The organism is Saccharothrix ecbatanensis, from assembly GCF_014205015.1.
GTDB classification, from domain to species: Bacteria; Actinomycetota; Actinomycetes; order Mycobacteriales; family Pseudonocardiaceae; genus Actinosynnema; species Actinosynnema ecbatanense.
The window spans coordinates 8,339,867-8,355,736 of the sequence record NZ_JACHMO010000001.1; the positions used below are offsets into that span (position 1 = coordinate 8,339,867).

The window sequence follows — 15,870 nt, forward strand, 5'->3', positions numbered from 1 at the left end:
GACGGTGTCCGCGTCCGGTAGGCTCCCACGCTTGCACGCGGGGGTGCCTAGGGAGACTAGAGACTCGTCATGTTCCGTTACATAATCCGGCGGTTGTTGATCTCGATTCCGCTGCTGGTCGTCGCTTCATTCCTCTGCTTCGGTCTCGTCAACGCGATGGGTGACCCCCTGGGCGAGTGGAAGCTCCAGAAGGCCCGGTCACCGGCGGAGATCGCGGCCGCTTATGAGCGGACCGGCTACAACAAGCCGTTCATGGAGCGCTACGTCGACTGGGCCGGCGACTTCGTGACCGGTGACTGGGGCGAGTCCGTCGTCCCCGGCAACGCGGGCAAGCCGGTCAAGGAAGAGCTGATCACGGCCTTCGGCGTGACGCTGCGGCTGATCCTGGTCGCGGAGGTCATCGCCCTGCTGCTCGGCGTGGGCGTCGGTGTCATCGGCGCGGTCAGACAGTATTCGATATTCGACTACACGGCGACCGGAATATCGTTCGCCATGTTCTCCATGCCGTTGTTCTGCGTCGCCCTGGTGCTCAAGGCAGGCGGCATCCAGTTCAACAACTGGCTGGAGTCCATAGGCGCGGAGCGATGGCTCACCATGGCCGGTCCGCCGGGTGAGGGCTTCTCCGGCGGTTTCATCGACCAGGTCTACCAGTATTCCGGCGCGTTCATCCTGCCGACGATCTGCCTGGTGGTGATCCAATTCGCGCTGTACAGCCGTTTCCAGCGCGCCTCGATGCTGGACACCCTCAACGCCGACTACGTGCGCACCGCGCAGGCGAAGGGCATCTCGGAGAGCCGGGCCATCTTCAAGCACGCTTTCCGCAACGCGCTGATCCCGATCGTCACGGTGTCGTCGCTCAACATCGGCGCCCAGTTCGGCGGCGCGGTGATCACCGAAACGGTGTTCGGCTGGTCGGGCATGGGCAAGTTCCTGGTCGACGCGATCACCGACTTGGAGCCGTACCAGGTGCTCGGCTTCATGATGGTGACCGCTGTTTTCATCATCGTGTTCAACCTGATCGCGGACGTCATGTACGCGTTCCTGGACCCGAGGATCCGCCTTGACTGAGATCGGTTCCCCCGTGGCGCAGGCCCCGTCGCCGAGCCCGGCCGAGGCGAGCCAGTTCGACACGACCGCCACGCGGAAGCAGTCGCAGGTGATCCTGCGCCGGTTCATGCGGCACAAGGCCGCCGTGTTCGGTGTCGTGCTGCTGGTCCTGCTCGTGCTGTTCGCCTTCCTGGGCGGCGCGATCTGGAAGTACTCGTACACCGACCTGGGCTTCAAGCGGTACCTGCCGCCCAGCCTCGACCACCCGTTCGGCACCGACCGGCTCGGCGCGGACATGGTGGCGCAGCTGATCCGCGGCACCCAGTTCTCGCTCCAGATCGCGGTGGTCGTGGCGGTCCTGTCCACGATCATCGGCGTCGTGCTCGGCGCGCTGGCCGGCTACCTCAAGGGCTGGGTCGACACGGTCATCAGCCGCTTCATCGACTTGCTGCTGGTCATCCCCAGCCTGGTCATCGCGGCCGTGCTGGTGCGCAACAGCTTCGTGGTGTCGGTCGCCGGCAACGGCGGCCGGAGCAACTGGATGATCGTGGCCCTGTACATGGGCCTGATCGGCTGGCTGTCCATCGCCCGCGTGATCCGCGGCATGGTGCTGTCGCTGCGCGAGAAGGAGTTCGTGGAGGCCGCCCGCGCGCTGGGCGCGTCGACGTTCCGGATCGTGTTCCGGCACATCCTGCCGAACACCGTGGACGTGATCATCGTCAACGCCACGCTCGCGATCGCGCAGGCCGTGCTGCTGGAGGCCGCGCTGTCGTTCCTCGGCCTGGGCGTGCAGAGCCCCGACACGTCGCTCGGCCTGATGATCAGCTTGAACAAGAACGAGCTGACGCTGCACCCGTGGCTGTTCTTCACCACGTTCGTGTTCATCGTGCTGATCTCGCTCGCGGTGAACTTCATCGGTGACGGTCTCCGGGACGCCTTCGACCCGCGGCAGAAGAGGGTGAAGGCATGAGTGAGGTGGACGTGATGAACGCACCCGAGTCCTCGGCGTGGGGTGACGCGGCCGGCGGCGACAAGCTGCTCCGGGTCGAGAACCTGTCGGTGGACTTCCCGACCGACGACGGCGTCGTGCACGCCGTGCGGGACGTGTCGTTCACCCTCGGCCCCGGTGAGGTGCTGGGCGTCGTCGGCGAGTCGGGCTCGGGCAAGTCGGTGTCGTCGATGGCGGTCATGGGCCTGCTGCCCAAGACCGCGAACATCGGCGGGTCGATCAAGTTCAAGGACCGCGAACTCGTCGGCCTGAGCTACAAGCAGATGCAGCCGGTACGCGGCAACGGCATCGCGATGATCTTCCAGGACCCGATGACGTCGATGAACCCGGTGTACACGGTGGGCTGGCAGCTCGCCGAGGCGCACCTGGCGCACCACGACGTGTCGAAGAAGGCGGCTTGGGCCAAGGCCGTCGAGGTGCTGGAACTCGTCGGCATCCCGCAGCCGGACCGCCGTGCGTCGCAGTACCCGCACGAGTTCTCCGGCGGCATGCGGCAGCGCGCGATGATCGCCATGGCGATCATCAACGACCCGGACGTGATCATCGCGGACGAGCCGACCACGGCGCTGGACGTGACGGTGCAGGCGCAGATCCTGGACACGCTGCTGCGGATCCGGGACGAGACGAGCGCCGGCATCATCGTCATCACGCACGACCTCGGCGTGGTGGCGGGCATGGTGGACCGCGTGCAGGTCATGTACGGCGGCACGGTCGTCGAGCAGGGCACCGTGGACGAGGTGTTCGAGGCGCAGCGGATGCCGTACACGGTGGGTCTGCTGGGCTCCATCCCGAACCCGAACCTGCTGGGCAAGCGGCTCACCCCGATCAAGGGCGCGCCGCCCTCGCTGATGAACCTGCCGAAGGGCTGCTCGTTCTCACCGCGGTGCCCGCTGGCGATCGACGAGTGCCGCGAGACCGAGCCGCAGCTGCTGGAGACCGACCGGCACGGCCACTTCGCGCGGTGCCACCGCTCCGCGCACCTGGCCACCATCGAGAACCCGCAGCGGTTGTTCGCGCACGACGAGATCGGAGTGGTGGAGAACCCGGCTTCGCTGACCACGGCGAACCCGGACATGCCCATCTCCGAGGACGTCGACGTGGTGGAAGCGCGACTGCACGAAGGGGAGAACCCGACCTCATGACGTCCACCGAAGTGAACCCACAGGCCGGTGGCCTCGCCTCCGGGCGTCCGGGCGAGACCCCGCTGCTGCAGGTCACGGACCTGGTCAAGTCCTTCCCGGTGCGTGGCGGCGGCATCATCCCGCGCACGGTCGGGCAGGTGCAGGCCGTGTCCGGCGTCAGCTTCGAGCTGTACCCGGGCGAGACCCTGGGCCTGGTCGGCGAGTCCGGCTGCGGCAAGTCCACCACCGGCCGGGCCATCCTCCAGCTGCACAAGCCGACGTCCGGCTCGGTGAAGTTCGAGGGCCGCGAGCTGACCACGCTGCGCGGCAAGGGCCTGCGGTCGGTGCGCCGGGACATGCAGATCGTGTTCCAGGACCCGTACGCGTCGCTGAACCCGCGTTGGCAGATCAACGAGCTGATCTCCGAGCCGTTCAAGATCCACGGCGTGCCTGCGGACGGCGGCGGCGACGTGCAGCACCGGGTCAACGAGCTGATGGAGCTCGTCGGCCTGAACCCGGAGCACCGCGGCCGGTACGCGCACGAGTTCTCCGGCGGCCAGCGCCAGCGCATCGGCATCGCCCGCGCGCTCGCGCTCAACCCGAAGCTCGTGGTGCTGGACGAGCCCGTGTCGGCGCTGGACGTGTCGGTGCAGGCGGGCGTGGTGAACCTGCTGGAGGAGTTGCAGGACCGCCTCGGCCTGGCGTACCTGTTCGTGGCGCACGACCTGTCGGTCGTCCGGCACATCTCCGACCGGGTCGCGGTGATGTACCTCGGCAAGATCATCGAGATCGGCGACCGGGAGGACATCTACGCCCGGCCGATGCACCCGTACACGCAGGCCCTGCTGTCCGCGGTGCCGGTGCCGAACCCGAAGATCGAGCGCGGGCGTCAGCGGATCGTGCTCACGGGTGACGTCCCGTCGCCGGTGAACCCGCCGTCGGGCTGCCGCTTCCGCACCCGCTGCTGGAAGGCGCAGGACATCTGCGCCACCGAGGAGCCCAAGCTCGAACGGCGCGGCGACGGCGAAGGCACCCTCTCCGCGTGCCACTTCGCCGAGGTCATGCCGGCACTGGCCGGCTAACACCTGGTGTGACATAGCCGCTGCTCCGCAGGCTCCCGCGAGGTCGTGACCTCGCCGCCGTCTGCGGAGCAGCGGCCAACTACGCTGTTCCGGTGACGCTCACCTCTCCACCGCGGTTGCTGCTGGTACACGCACACCCTGACGACGAAAGCCTGTGGACGGGTGGCACCATCGCCCGCTACTCGGCGATGGGCGTGCACGTCACAGTGGTCACCTGCACCCTCGGCGAGGAGGGGGAGATCATCCCGCCGGCACTCCGGGAGCTGACCGCGGACGCCGCCGACCAGCTCGGCGGGTACCGGGTCGCGGAACTGAGATCCGCCTGCGCGGCCCTGGGCGTGACCGACCACCGGTTCCTCGGCGGCATCGGCCGCTGGCGCGACTCCGGGATGGTGGGCGTCGAGGCGAACACCCACCCGCGCGCGTTCGTGAACGGCTCGTTCGACGAGCAGGTCGCCGCGCTGTCCGAGATCATCGCGTCGGTGAAACCGCAGGTCGTCGTCACGTACGACGCGTTCGGCGGCTACGGGCACCCCGATCACGTCCGGGCGCACGAGATCACCACGGCGGCGGCGGTGGACGTGGACCGCGTCTTCCACGCCGTGACGTCGCGTGCGGCGACCGAAGCCGGCGCCGCCGCGTTGGCGGAGATGGCCGACCTGCCGTGGCGGCTGCCCGCCGAGGGCGAGCTGCCGGTCACCGACGACGCCGCCATCACCACCACGATCGACATCTCGGAACACCTGGTGGCCAAGCTCCGGGCGTTGCGGGCGCACTCCACGCAGATCAGCGTGTGGCAGGACGGTTCGGGCGGCGCCAGCTACGCGCTGTCCAACGGCATCGCGCAGCCCGTCGTGCACGCCGAGTACTACGTGCTGGCCAAGGGTCCCGCGGAAGGTGCGGAGACCGACCTGTTCGGGGGGCTGGATTGACCGATCGCCTGGCGCTCGTCGGGATCGCGGTCGCGGCGTTCGTGCTCGCGGTGCTGGAGCTGTTCTTCCTGCCGCTCCGGCTGGACGGCACCCTCCTCCCTCGGGCCGGTGACTGGCCGTTCCCGGTCACGGTGGTGCTCGCGATCGTGACCACGCCGATGCTGGTGCTCGCCGCGTCACGGCACGCGCACCACATGCTCGCCGCCGTCTCGCCGCTGCTGGTGTGGATCGGTACGTTGCTGCTGTTCGGGCTGTTCGGCCCGGGTGGCGACGTGGTGCTGCTCAACGACTGGCGCACCCTGGTCCTGTTCGCCGGCGGGACGCTGCCCAGCGCCATCGCCGTCGGCGCGCACATGGGGAGACAGGCCGGTGCCCGAGACGATCACTGACCGGGACGTGGTGCGGGCGCTGCGGCCGTTCGTCCGGGCCACCGGGCCGCTGCTCGACACGCTCCGGGACGTGAACCTGCTCGGTCTGCGCGACCGTGAGGCGGAACGGGGCGCGGACCGCAAGCTCGTGGACAAGCTGTGGGACCAGCTGGCCGCCGTGAAGGTGCCCGGCACAACTGCTTGGGCGCGCATGGACGTGGAGCAGCGGGACGAGTTCTGGCTCAACCGTGTGGGACGGCTGGTGTCGCTGCTGGCCGCGCTGCCCGGTATCGGCGGCGTGCTGGCCGACCGCCTGCCGATCCAGTCCGCGTTGGGCGCGGCGGGGCAGGGGCTGCTGCTGTCCGCGATGGCCGGCGAGCACGGGTTCACCTCGACCGAGGACCGGGTTCGGCTGCTCGCGCACGTGCTGTTCCAGCGTTCGGTCGACGGGCGCGCGGTCGACCCCCGCGAGGACGAGCAGACCGCCGAGCTGACCGAGGAGCTGCGGAAACGGTCCACGTTCCGGGCCATCGGTGCGACGGTGTGGAAGCTCGCCAAGGTCCTCTGGAAGCTGGAGGACGAGCTGGACAAGCGGCCCCAGGGCCGGTTCTACCACCAGGCGCTCGGGATGCTGCCGGTCGTCGGCGTGGTCGGCGACTACTTCGGCGAGCGGTCGGCGTTGAAGCGGGTCCGCACGGCCGCCTACGAGTGGTTCGGCACCCAGTAGCGGTAGCGGTGGTGCTCGACGCAGCCCAGCGACTCGTAGAGCGTGATCGCGGGCTTGTTGTGCTCGGCCACCTGCAACGCGCACGTCGTCGCGCCCCGGTCCCGGCCCCACGCCGCCAGCCCGGCCATCAGCACGCGGGCCAGGCCGAGGCGGCGTGCTGATGGCCGCACCGCGAGACGTGCCACGTGGAGCAGGTCGCCGACGACCGCGCCGCGCACGACGGCCAGCACCTCCCCATCCCTGGTGACGGCGCCGAACCCGACCGACGGCCCGGACGCCAGCACGTGCCGCTGGGCCGGGGTGGGGTTCGCTTGCGCGGCGAGCTCCCACCATCCGGGAGGCGGCGCGTCCGACACGGTGACATCTGCGGACTTCGGAGTGGCGTACCCATTCGGCGCAGCGGTGTGCCCGTTCAGCGGGCCGGTCATCACGAGCGACTCGGCCCCGCCCGGGTGCTCCAGGTCGATCCGCCACCCGGCCTCCGCGACCCCGTTCTCGGCGGGCGCGCCGATCACCACGTGTGCCGCCGGCTTGATGCCGTTGGCGACCGCGAAGCTGATCACCTCGGTCAGTGCGTCGGCTAGCGGCAGGCCGGGGTTTCCGGTGGTCAGGGCGCTGTTCGCGCGTCCGGTGAAGCCGCCCGCGGCGCGCAGCCGCCACTGACCGAGCGGTCGGTCGACGAGTGCCGGCCAGGCGTCCGCGCACCGTTGTTCCAGCTCGGTGATGTGCTCCACCCGCGCATCTTGCACCGCGTGGGCCTGGGCACGGTCTGTGAGGTGGAGCACGGTCCCAAAAGGCCGGCCTGAGCGTCGGGCCGGCGACCCCGCCGCGTATTCTCCGGCTTGCGCGGTGTGGACCAGAACAAGAGCAGGAGAGCGCAATGACCTATGTGATCGCCCAGCCGTGCGTGGACTTGCTTGACAAGGCGTGCATCGAAGAGTGCCCCGTGGACTGCATCTACGAAGGCGACCGGATGCTCTACATCCATCCGGACGAGTGCGTCGACTGCGGTGCTTGCGAGCCGGTGTGCCCCGTCGAGGCCATCTACTACGAGGACGACGTGCCGGACGAGTGGAAGGAGTACACGAAGGCGAATGTGGACTTCTTCAACGAGCTCGGCTCGCCCGGTGGCGCCTCCAAGGTCGGCAAGGTCAGCGCGGACCCCGCGTTCGTGAAGGCTCTCCCGCCGCAGGCGTCCCACGAGTGACCTCGGGCCTGTCGAATCCGGGCGCCTCGGCTAGGAGGCTCCCGGATTTCCCCTGGGATTCACTGGCCGACCACGCCGCCAAAGCGCGCACGCACCCCGGCGGCCTGGTCGACCTGTCCATCGGCACGCCGGTGGACCCTGTCCCGGAGTTGATCCAACACGCCCTCGGCACGGTCGCCGACCAGCCCGGCTACCCGACCACGCACGGTGTGCCGGAGTTGCGCGAGGCCGTGGTGGGCGCGTTGACGCGACGGCACGGCGTGCCGCCGTTGGATCCGGTGGCGGTGCTGCCGACCATCGGGTCGAAGGAGCTGGTGGCGTGGCTGCCGACGTTGCTGGGCCTGGGGCCGGGCGACGTGGTGGCCATCCCGGCGTTGGCGTACCCGACTTACGAGGTGGGCGCGCGGTTGGCCGGCGCCACTCCCGTGCGGCTGGCCGATGGTGAGCCGCCGCCTGCCGGCACCGCTTTGGTGTGGCTGAACTCGCCGTCCAACCCGACCGGTCGGGTGCTGGACGCGGCGCGGTTGACGCAGGCCGTGGCCGATGCGCGCGCGGTGGGGGCGGTCGTCGCGTCCGACGAGTGCTACCTGGCGTTGTCGTGGACGGCGGAGCCGGTGTCCGTGCTGCTGCCGTCGGTGAACGGCGGTTCGCTGGACGGGCTGCTGGCGGTGCACTCGCTGTCGAAGTCGTCCAGCCTGGCCGGGTACCGGGCGGGGTTCGTGACGGGCGATCCGGCGCTGGTGGCGTCGTTGCTGGAGGTGCGCAAGCACGCGGGCATGATCATGCCCCGGCCGGTGCAGGCGGCGATGACGGCGGCGTTGAACGACGACGCGCACGTGGCGGAGCAGCGTGAGCGGTACCGGGCGCGGCGCGACCTGCTGCTGCCCGCGTTGACCAAGGCCGGGTTCACGGTGGACCACTCGGAGGCCGGCCTGTACCTGTGGTCGACCCGGGACGGCGAGCCCGCTTGGGACACCATCTCGTGGCTGGCGGAACGCGGCATCCTCGCCGCTCCGGGCACGTTCTACGGCCCCACGGGCGACCGGCACGTCCGCATCGCCCTCACCGCGACGGACGACCGCATCGCCACCGCCGCCGACCGCCTAACCCCTTAACCCCGCGCGAGTCCTACGTTCAGAACGCGTGAGTCGTACCTTCAGGACCACCGTGTCCTACGTTCAGGACCCCCGAGTTCAACGCTCAGAACAAACGATCTTGTACTGAACGTTGAACTCGGGGTACGCGAACGTAGGACTCACGGGACCTGAACGTAGGACTCACGGGGCTTGGGGGTTCGACACGCGGGGTCTGGAGGTTCGACTCGCGGTTAGTCGTTGGCGTGGAGGGCGGCGTTCAGCTCGATGCCGGTGCCCTTGCGGGGCAGCACCTTGACGACGCCGGTGGTCGAGTCGCGGATGAACAGCAGGTTCGACATGCCGGACAGCTGACCCGCCTTCACGACAGCGCCGTCCGCGCCGGTGACCTTCGTGCCCGCCGTGATGTAGAGACCGGCCTCCACCACGCAGTCGTCGCCCAGCGAGATCCCGACGCCGCCGTTCGCGCCGATCAGGCAGCGCTCGCCGACGGACACGACCTGCTTGCCGCCACCCGACAGCGTGCCCATGATCGACGCGCCGCCACCGATGTCGGAGCCGTCGCCGACGACCACACCGGCCGTGATGCGGCCCTCGACCATGGACGTGCCGAGCGTCCCGGCGTTGAAGTTCACGAAACCCTCGTGCATCACGGTCGTGCCGGACGCCAGGTGCGCGCCCAGCCGCACGCGGTCCGCGTCCGCGATCCGGACCCCGGTCGGCACGACGTAGTCGACCATCCGCGGGAACTTGTCCACCCCGTACACGCTGACCTGGCCACGGGTGCGCAGGCGCAACCTGGTCTGCTCGAACCCGTCGACCGCGCACGGCCCGAAGTTCGTCCACACCACGTTGTTGAGCAGCCCGAACAGGCCGTCCAGGTTCGCGCCGTGCGGCCGGACCAGCCGCGACGACAGCAGGTGCAGCCGCAGCCACACGTCGTAGGTGGACGCGGGCGCGTCGGCCAGGGAACCGATGCCGACCCGGACGCCCACGACCTCGACGTCACGCTCGGCGTCCGCACCGAGCTGGTTGGCGGCGGCCTCACCGAGCTCGGCCGAGACCTCGGCGGACGACAGCGGCGTGACGCCCGGCTCGGCGGTCCCGAGCGACGGCGACGGGAACCACGTGTCCAGGACGGCGCCGGTGGGGGTGACGGTGGCGAGTCCGACGCCGTACGCGCCGGTGGGGTTTGTGGTGCTCACGGGTGCCAACGGTAACGTGCGCCGGGTGGCCGACACCTTGCACCTCGCCTCCGATCCCGTCGAGCTGACCGCCGCACTCGTCGACGTGCCGAGCGTCTCCGGCGACGAAGCCCGCATCGCCGACCTCGTGGAGCGGTCCCTCAAGGAGCAGACCGCGCTCGAAGTCACGCGGTCCGGCAACACCGTGCTGGCCCGCACGAACCTCGGCCGCCCGTCCCGCGTGGTGCTCGCCGGCCACCTGGACACCGTGCCGATCAACGACAACATGCCGTCCCGGCTGGAGAACGGCATCCTGCACGGCTGCGGCACGGTCGACATGAAGGGCGGTGACGCGGTGATGCTGCACCTCGCCGCCACCATCCAGGACCCGCGCCACGACCTCACCTTCATCTTCTACGACTGCGAAGAGGTCGACGCGGTCCGCAACGGCCTAGGTCGCATCGAGCGCGAGATGCCGGCGTGGCTGAACGGCGACCTGGCGATCGTGTGCGAGCCGTCGAACGGCGTGATCGAGGCGGGCTGCCAGGGCACGATGCGCGTCGACGTCCGCACGAAGGGCGTCCGCGCCCACCCGGCCCGGTCCTGGATGGGCGTGAACGCGATCCACGCCATGGGCGAAGCCCTGCGCCGGCTGGAGGCCTACGAGTCGCGCCAGGTCGAGATCGACGGCTGCCTCTACCGCGAGGGCATGCTGGCGGTGAAGATCAGCGGCGGCGTCGCGGGCAACGTCGTCCCGGACGAGGCCGTGCTCCAGGTCAACCACCGCTTCGCCCCCGACCGCACCCCCGAGCAGGCCGAGCAGCACCTGCGCGAGCTGTTCGAGGGCTACGAGGTCACGGTCACCGACGTGTCCGCGGGCGCCCTGCCCGGCCTGGGCGCGCCGACCACCCGGGAGCTGATCGAGGCCGCCGGCGGGACCCCGGTCGCCAAGCTCGGCTGGACGGACGTGGCCCGGTTCGCCGCGCTCGGCATGCCCGCCGTCAACTACGGGCCTGGTGACCCGCTGCTCGCGCACACGCAGCAGGAGAACGTCCCGGTGCACCAGATCCAGCAGTGCGCCGACGTGCTGCGCCGCTTCCTGAGCTGACCCACGCGCCCCGTCTAGACTCCCGGCAATGACTGAGAACGACGTGGACGAGCACCCCAAGGAGAAGCAGCGCGGACCGGTCGTCCTGCGGCGCGAACGCCGCGATGAGCTGACCACCACGGATCAGCGGCTGCTGGACTCGCGCGGCCCGAGCGACTGGGTGCACACGGACCCGTGGCGCGTGCTGCGCATACAGGCGGAGTTCGTCGAGGGCTTCGGCGCGCTGGCCGAGGTCCCGAGCGCGGTGACCGTGTTCGGTTCCGCCCGCACCGGCCGCGACCACCCCGAGTACGAGACGGGTCGCAAGCTGGGCGGGGCGCTGGCCGAGGCCGGGTTCGCGGTGATCACCGGCGGTGGTCCGGGCGCGATGGAGGCGGTCAACCGGGGCTGTTCGGAGGCGGGCGGGTTCTCCGTCGGCCTCGGCATCGAGCTGCCGTTCGAGCAGGGCCTGAACCCGTGGGTCGACCTGGGCGTGAACTTCCGCTACTTCTTCGTGCGCAAGACCATGTTCATCAAGTACTCGCAGGCGTTCATCTGCCTGCCGGGCGGGTTCGGCACGCTGGACGAGCTGTTCGAGGCGCTGACCCTGGTGCAGACGAAGAAGGTCACCAAGTTCCCGGTGGTGCTGTTCGGCAAGGCGTACTGGCAGGGCCTGTACGACTGGGTGCGCGACTCGGCGCTGGCCGGCGGCAAGGTCGGCGAGAAGGACCTGGACCTGCTGTACCTGACCGACGACATCGACGACGCGGTGCGCGTGGTGAACGACGCGCACAAGGCCTGGGCGGACGCGCATTGACCACGGTGACGGTGTACTGCGGGTCGTTGCGGACGGTCCCGGACAGCTACCTGAAGTTGGCGGCGGACGTGGGCACGCACATCGCGGCCCGTGGCTGGGGCTTGACGTGGGGCGGCGGTCGGACGTCGATGATGGGCGAGGTGGCGCGGGGCGCCCGTGAGGGTGGAGCCCGCACCACCGGCGTCATCCCGCGCAGCCTGGTCGACCGCGAGGTGGCCGACTCCGACGCCGACGAACTGCTCGTGGTCGAGACGATGCGCGACCGCAAGGCGTTGATGGAGGCGCACGGCGACGCGTTCCTGGCTCTGCCGGGCGGGATCGGCACCTGCGAGGAGCTGTTCGAGGTGTGGACGGCGCGGGTGCTGGCCATGCACGCCAAGCCGGTGGTGCTGCTCGACGTGGACGGCCACTACCGCGGGCTGCTGGAGTGGCTGACCGAACTGCACGGGCGCGGGTTCGTGTCCCGTGCCGCGCTCGACTTGTTGGTGGTCACGGACGACGTCGAGGCCGCGCTGGACGCTTGTGCCGGTTAGCTGACGCGGGCCTCACCGAGCCCACGGGCGGTCGCGAGTCGGTTGGCTTCCTCGGCGAACATGTCGACGTCCAGCGGCACGAACGGCGAGAGCTTCACGTCCAGCCGGTCGGTGGCCGCCTTGGCCTGCCAGGTGCCGAGGATCTCGCCGTCCACGAGCAGCGCGCCGCGTCGGCCGAGGATGCGCCACACCTCCTTCTGGTGCGCCTTGTCCGGCACCAGCACGTCGCGGTCGCGGGCGTTGAGGTACGGGTCGAGCGGCGGCAGGAGGCGGACCACCTCGGGTTGCGGCGGGTTCTCGAACGCCTCCATCCGGTCGGCGGGCAGCCACGCGCGTTTGGAGATGGCGACCAGGTCGTCCGGCCACACGTCCTTGACGTCGTGAACGGGCGCGCCGAAGTAGTTCGCCACCTCTGACGGGCCGGCGGGGCCGTGCAGCCGGAGGTAGTCGGCGATCAGCGCGTCGAAGCCGCGTGAGGTGTCGGGGACGGCCTGCCGGTTTTCCAGCGGCACGAACGTCACCGTCTTCTCGGCCGGGTCGAACCGCAGGCCGGCGGGCAGCACGGCGAGCCGGAAGATCGGGTCCAGCACGTGCGTGGTGTCGCAGCCCCGGCACCAGCCGGTGACCTCGGGACGCACCTTCGACGTGAGCCGGGACGACGCCTCGCCTTTCGTCATCGGTTCGGTGACCACTGCGCGCAGTGCGGACGCGACCTCGTGCAGCGCGGCCCGGCCGTCCGCCACGGGTGGGCGGTTCATCCGCGCCACGGCGTCGGCGTCGCTCAACGGCCACAGCCGGGCGGCGAGGTCGGGGACGTCGTCGGGGCGGTGCCAGTGCGGCGCGCCCCGCACGCTCCACGTGAGCGTGAAGGTGGTCAGGTCGGGGACGTGGTCCAGCCGGGCGGCCAGCGCGGGCGTCGCGGACCGTTCCGAGTCCTGGAGGCCGAGGTCGAACACGCGCAGGTCGGACGCGTCGGCGGTGGTCCGGTCGAACTGGTGCGCGGCGACCCGGTAGGCGATCACCCGTTCCCGGTCAGCCAAGGTCGTGGTCCAGGGTGATCAGCTCGTGCTCCAGGCGGGCGGTGCCGGAGATCCCGGCCAGCTCGCCCGTGCCCGACCCCGGCACGATGTGGCCCCAGAACTGGGCGCCGTTCTCCGACATGACCGCGCCGTGCTGGAGCACGAACGTCCCGGACTTGCCGTCCAGCGTGCCGATGAACCGCTCGGTGCCCACGTAGCCCGCAGAGCTGTCCGACGGTTGGCACGTTGTCAGCTCGGCGGTGCTAGTGCCCTCCATGACGCCGCTGTACACCTTGTCCACGAGCACCCGGCCCAGCTGCGGCTCCGCCTCGTCGTACACCGTCTGGTCCCACCGCGTGATCTTGAACGTCGACTTCGATTCCATGTCGGCGATCCTCGCAGCAAATCCTGCCGCCTGCTGTCAGCTATGTGGACAGGTCGGGGTTATCCACAGGCCCGGCCCGCACGCCCTCGATTTGTCGGATCCGCGGGTCGGCCGCCGCGGCGAGCAGGGACTGGCCCGCGCCGTACGAGATGCCGCCGACGTCGATCCGGGCGGGATCGCCGTCGGCCCGCGCCAGACCCCAGTCGATCACCCGGCTCACGTCGGCCACGGTGTCCGGCCACGTCGATCTCGCCGGCCGAGTACTCGCCAGTATCACATGCCTGTGACGCAGCTCACCGCCATGGGTGACGTGGCACGATGCGGTCATGCGGTTCGGGTCACGAGAAGTCGCCGGAGATCGCGCGCTGGTGATGGCCATCGTCAACCGGACGCGCGACTCCTTCTACGACCGCGGCGCCACGTTCGAGGACAACGCCGCCATGGCAGCGGTGGACCGGGCGGTCGCCGACGGCGCGGACATCGTCGACATCGGCGGGGTGAAAGCGGGCTCCAAGGGCGAAGTCGTGGACGCCACCGAAGAGGCACGACGCGTCGTGCCGTTCGTCGCCGCAGTCCGTGAACGGCACCCCGACCTGGTGATCAGCGTCGACACGTGGCGGCACGAGGTGGGCCGGGCCGTGTGCGAGGTGGGCGCCGACCTGATCAACGACACGTGGGCCGGCGCGGACCCGGCGCTGGCCGAGGTGGCGGCCGAGTTCGGCGTGGGCATCGTCTGCTCGCACACCGGCGGCCTGGAGCCGCGCACCGACCCGCACCGCGTCCGGTACACCGACGTGGTGGCGTCCGTGGCGGCGGAACTGGTCGAGCGGGCCGAGCGGATGGTGGCGCTGGGCGTGCCGGCGGCGGGCGTGCTGATCGACCCGACCCACGACTTCGGCAAGAACACCTGGCACGGGCTGGAGCTGCTGCGGCGGCTGGACGAGCTGGTGGCGACCGGGTGGCCGGTGCTGATGGCGTTGTCCAACAAGGACTTCGTCGGCGAGACGCTGGGCGCGGAGGTGGAGGACCGGGTGGACGGCACGCTGGCCGCGACGTCGGTGGCCGCGTGGACCGGCGCGAAGGTGTTCCGCGCGCACCAGGTGCGGCAGACCCGCCGGGTGGTGGAGATGGTGGCCAGCATCGCCGGCACGCGTCCGCCGGCACGGGTGCTGCGGGCGTTGGCCTGATGCCAGACTGGTTCGCGTCCAACACGTGGCAGAGTCCGCAGTGGACGGTGGCGGAGCTGGTGGCGTGCAAGGGAAGTCGCACGATCAGCGTGGTGCTGCCCGCGTTGGACGAAGAGGCGACGGTCGGTGACGTCGTCGGCGTGGTGCGTCCGCTGCTGGGCGGTCTGGTGGACGAGCTCGTGGTGATGGATTCCGGCTCGGTGGACGGCACCGGGCGGAAGGCCGCCGAAGCCGGCGCGCGGGTTGTGCACCGGACGGACGTGCTGCCCGAGCTGGAACCGCGGCCCGGCAAGGGCGAGGTGCTGTGGCGGTCGCTCGCGGCCACGTCCGGTGACCTGGTGGTGTTCCTGGACTCCGACCTGGTGGACCCGGACCCGGAGTTCGTGCCCGCGCTGCTCGGTCCGCTGCTGACGCGGGACGTGCACCTGGTGAAGGGCTTCTACCGACGGCCGTTGCGGCTGGAGAGCACCGGCGGCGGACGGGTCACCGAGCTGACGGCCCGTCCGCTGCTCAACGCGTTGCGGCCGGAGTTGGCTGGTGTCGTGCAGCCGTTGGGCGGGGAGTACGCGGGCACGCGCGAGTTCCTGGAGTCGGTGCCGTTCGCGCCCGGTTACGGCGTGGAGATCGGGCTGCTGCTCGACGCGCACGCCCGGTATGGGCTGGACGGGATAGCGCAGGTCAACCTGGGTGTGCGCAAGCACCGCAACCGGGACCTGCGCCAGCTCGGTCCGATGGCGGCTCAGATCATGGGCACCGCGCTGCGGCGGTGTGGCGTGCCGGTGTCGTCGTCCACGTTGACGCAGTTCGTGCCGTTCGACGGCGAGTGGCTGCCGTCGCCGGTGGACGTGCCGGCGGAGGACCGGCCCGCCATGCGTTCGGTGCTCCAGCGGTCGCGGTAGTAGCCGGGGACTTCGACCAGTTCGGCGTGCGTGCCCTGCTGGGTGATCCGGCCGTCTTCGAACACCAGGATCCGGTCGAAGTCGACCAGTGGCGCGAGCCGGTGCGTGACCAGGACGACGGTTCCACCGGCTTCGTCCAGGACGCGGCGCAGCACGGCGTCACCGTGGTCGA

The 15,870-nt window shown here is 70.3% G+C and carries 19 protein-coding genes; 14 read left to right on the forward strand and 5 right to left on the reverse strand.

The annotated features are described in order from the left end of the window. Nucleotides 1-69 precede the first annotated feature (69 nt). The 7 genes from F4560_RS36925 (at nt 70) to F4560_RS36955 (ending at nt 6,286) form a co-directional block, all read left to right on the forward strand. Nucleotides 70-1,068 carry an ABC transporter permease gene (locus F4560_RS36925; RefSeq protein ID WP_184927706.1) on the forward strand — a complete coding sequence of 333 codons (999 nt, stop codon included), beginning with the start codon at nt 70-72 and terminating at the stop codon, nt 1,066-1,068. Continuing rightward, a complete protein-coding gene (locus F4560_RS36930; protein ID WP_184927707.1) occupies nt 1,061-2,017 on the forward strand; it encodes an ABC transporter permease in 957 nt (318 codons plus the stop codon). Before F4560_RS36925 ends, F4560_RS36930 begins: the two co-directional genes overlap by 8 nt. Next, nucleotides 2,014-3,198 (forward strand): ABC transporter ATP-binding protein, encoded by a 1,185-nt coding sequence (locus tag F4560_RS36935; RefSeq protein WP_184927708.1) that lies wholly within the window; start codon nt 2,014-2,016, stop codon nt 3,196-3,198. The genes F4560_RS36930 and F4560_RS36935 overlap by 4 nt, the downstream gene beginning before the upstream one ends. Next, nucleotides 3,195-4,259: an ABC transporter ATP-binding protein gene (locus F4560_RS36940; RefSeq protein WP_184927709.1), complete on the forward strand. Its 1,065-nt coding sequence runs from the start codon at nt 3,195-3,197 to the stop codon at nt 4,257-4,259. The genes F4560_RS36935 and F4560_RS36940 overlap by 4 nt, the downstream gene beginning before the upstream one ends. Before the next feature lie 92 nt (nt 4,260-4,351). Continuing rightward, nucleotides 4,352-5,191, forward strand: coding sequence for an N-acetyl-1-D-myo-inositol-2-amino-2-deoxy-alpha-D-glucopyranoside deacetylase (mshB, locus tag F4560_RS36945; protein WP_184927710.1), 840 nt, complete (start codon nt 4,352-4,354; stop codon nt 5,189-5,191). After that, entirely contained in the window at nt 5,188-5,580 is a 393-nt protein-coding gene (locus F4560_RS36950; RefSeq protein ID WP_184927711.1) for a hypothetical protein, read from the forward strand. Before mshB ends, F4560_RS36950 begins: the two co-directional genes overlap by 4 nt. Continuing rightward, complete coding sequence (locus tag F4560_RS36955; protein WP_184927712.1) at nt 5,561-6,286, forward strand: hypothetical protein; 726 nt, start codon at nt 5,561-5,563, stop codon at nt 6,284-6,286. Before F4560_RS36950 ends, F4560_RS36955 begins: the two co-directional genes overlap by 20 nt. Here F4560_RS36955 and F4560_RS36960 read toward each other — a convergent pair. After that, complete coding sequence (locus F4560_RS36960; RefSeq protein WP_184927713.1) at nt 6,262-7,020, reverse strand: GNAT family N-acetyltransferase; 759 nt, start codon at nt 7,018-7,020, stop codon at nt 6,262-6,264. The two genes, F4560_RS36955 and F4560_RS36960, sit on opposite strands and share 25 nt — an antisense overlap. A 146-nt stretch (nt 7,021-7,166) precedes the next feature. Between F4560_RS36960 and fdxA the strand changes: the two genes are divergently transcribed. Both fdxA and dapC read left to right on the forward strand, forming a co-directional pair. Continuing rightward, entirely contained in the window at nt 7,167-7,493 is a 327-nt protein-coding gene (gene fdxA / locus F4560_RS36965; RefSeq protein ID WP_221483771.1) for a ferredoxin, read from the forward strand. Then, on the forward strand, nt 7,490-8,608 hold the full coding sequence (gene dapC, locus F4560_RS36970) for a succinyldiaminopimelate transaminase (RefSeq protein ID WP_312869695.1): 1,119 nt from the start codon (nt 7,490-7,492) through the stop codon (nt 8,606-8,608). Before fdxA ends, dapC begins: the two co-directional genes overlap by 4 nt. A gap of 212 nt (nt 8,609-8,820) precedes the next feature. On the opposite strand, the gene dapD is transcribed toward dapC, so the two are convergent. Beyond that, nucleotides 8,821-9,792, reverse strand: coding sequence for a 2,3,4,5-tetrahydropyridine-2,6-dicarboxylate N-succinyltransferase (gene dapD / locus F4560_RS36975; protein ID WP_312869696.1), 972 nt, complete (start codon nt 9,790-9,792; stop codon nt 8,821-8,823). A 25-nt stretch (nt 9,793-9,817) separates the two neighbouring features. On the opposite strand from dapD, the gene dapE reads away from it, so the two are divergent. The 3 genes from dapE to F4560_RS36990 are packed head-to-tail and all read left to right on the forward strand — an operon-like array spanning nt 9,818 to nt 12,208. Further along, on the forward strand, nt 9,818-10,879 hold the full coding sequence (gene dapE, locus F4560_RS36980; protein ID WP_184927716.1) for a succinyl-diaminopimelate desuccinylase: 1,062 nt from the start codon (nt 9,818-9,820) through the stop codon (nt 10,877-10,879). A gap of 28 nt (nt 10,880-10,907) precedes the next feature. After that, a complete protein-coding gene (locus tag F4560_RS36985) occupies nt 10,908-11,675 on the forward strand; it encodes an LOG family protein (RefSeq protein WP_184927717.1) in 768 nt (255 codons plus the stop codon). After that, nucleotides 11,672-12,208, forward strand: coding sequence for an LOG family protein (locus tag F4560_RS36990; protein WP_246477931.1), 537 nt, complete (start codon nt 11,672-11,674; stop codon nt 12,206-12,208). The genes F4560_RS36985 and F4560_RS36990 overlap by 4 nt, the downstream gene beginning before the upstream one ends. Here F4560_RS36990 and F4560_RS36995 read toward each other — a convergent pair. Genes F4560_RS36995 through F4560_RS37005 form a run of 3 tightly spaced genes read right to left on the reverse strand, consistent with a single transcriptional unit; the run spans nt 12,205 to nt 13,832 of the window. Continuing rightward, nucleotides 12,205-13,248 carry a DNA glycosylase AlkZ-like family protein gene (locus F4560_RS36995; RefSeq protein ID WP_184927718.1) on the reverse strand — a complete coding sequence of 348 codons (1,044 nt, stop codon included), beginning with the start codon at nt 13,246-13,248 and terminating at the stop codon, nt 12,205-12,207. The genes F4560_RS36990 and F4560_RS36995 overlap by 4 nt on opposite strands. After that, nucleotides 13,241-13,612, reverse strand: coding sequence for a DUF3224 domain-containing protein (locus F4560_RS37000; RefSeq protein ID WP_184927719.1), 372 nt, complete (start codon nt 13,610-13,612; stop codon nt 13,241-13,243). Before F4560_RS37000 ends, F4560_RS36995 begins: the two co-directional genes overlap by 8 nt. A gap of 40 nt (nt 13,613-13,652) precedes the next feature. Further along, complete coding sequence (locus F4560_RS37005) at nt 13,653-13,832, reverse strand: hypothetical protein (RefSeq protein ID WP_221483772.1); 180 nt, start codon at nt 13,830-13,832, stop codon at nt 13,653-13,655. Nucleotides 13,833-13,938: 106 nt separating this feature from the next. Between F4560_RS37005 and folP the strand changes: the two genes are divergently transcribed. Continuing rightward, nucleotides 13,939-14,799: a dihydropteroate synthase gene (gene folP / locus F4560_RS37010; protein WP_184927720.1), complete on the forward strand. Its 861-nt coding sequence runs from the start codon at nt 13,939-13,941 to the stop codon at nt 14,797-14,799. Beyond that, entirely contained in the window at nt 14,799-15,698 is a 900-nt protein-coding gene (locus F4560_RS37015) for a glucosyl-3-phosphoglycerate synthase (RefSeq protein WP_184927721.1), read from the forward strand. Before folP ends, F4560_RS37015 begins: the two co-directional genes overlap by 1 nt. Nucleotides 15,699-15,870 lie beyond the last annotated feature (172 nt).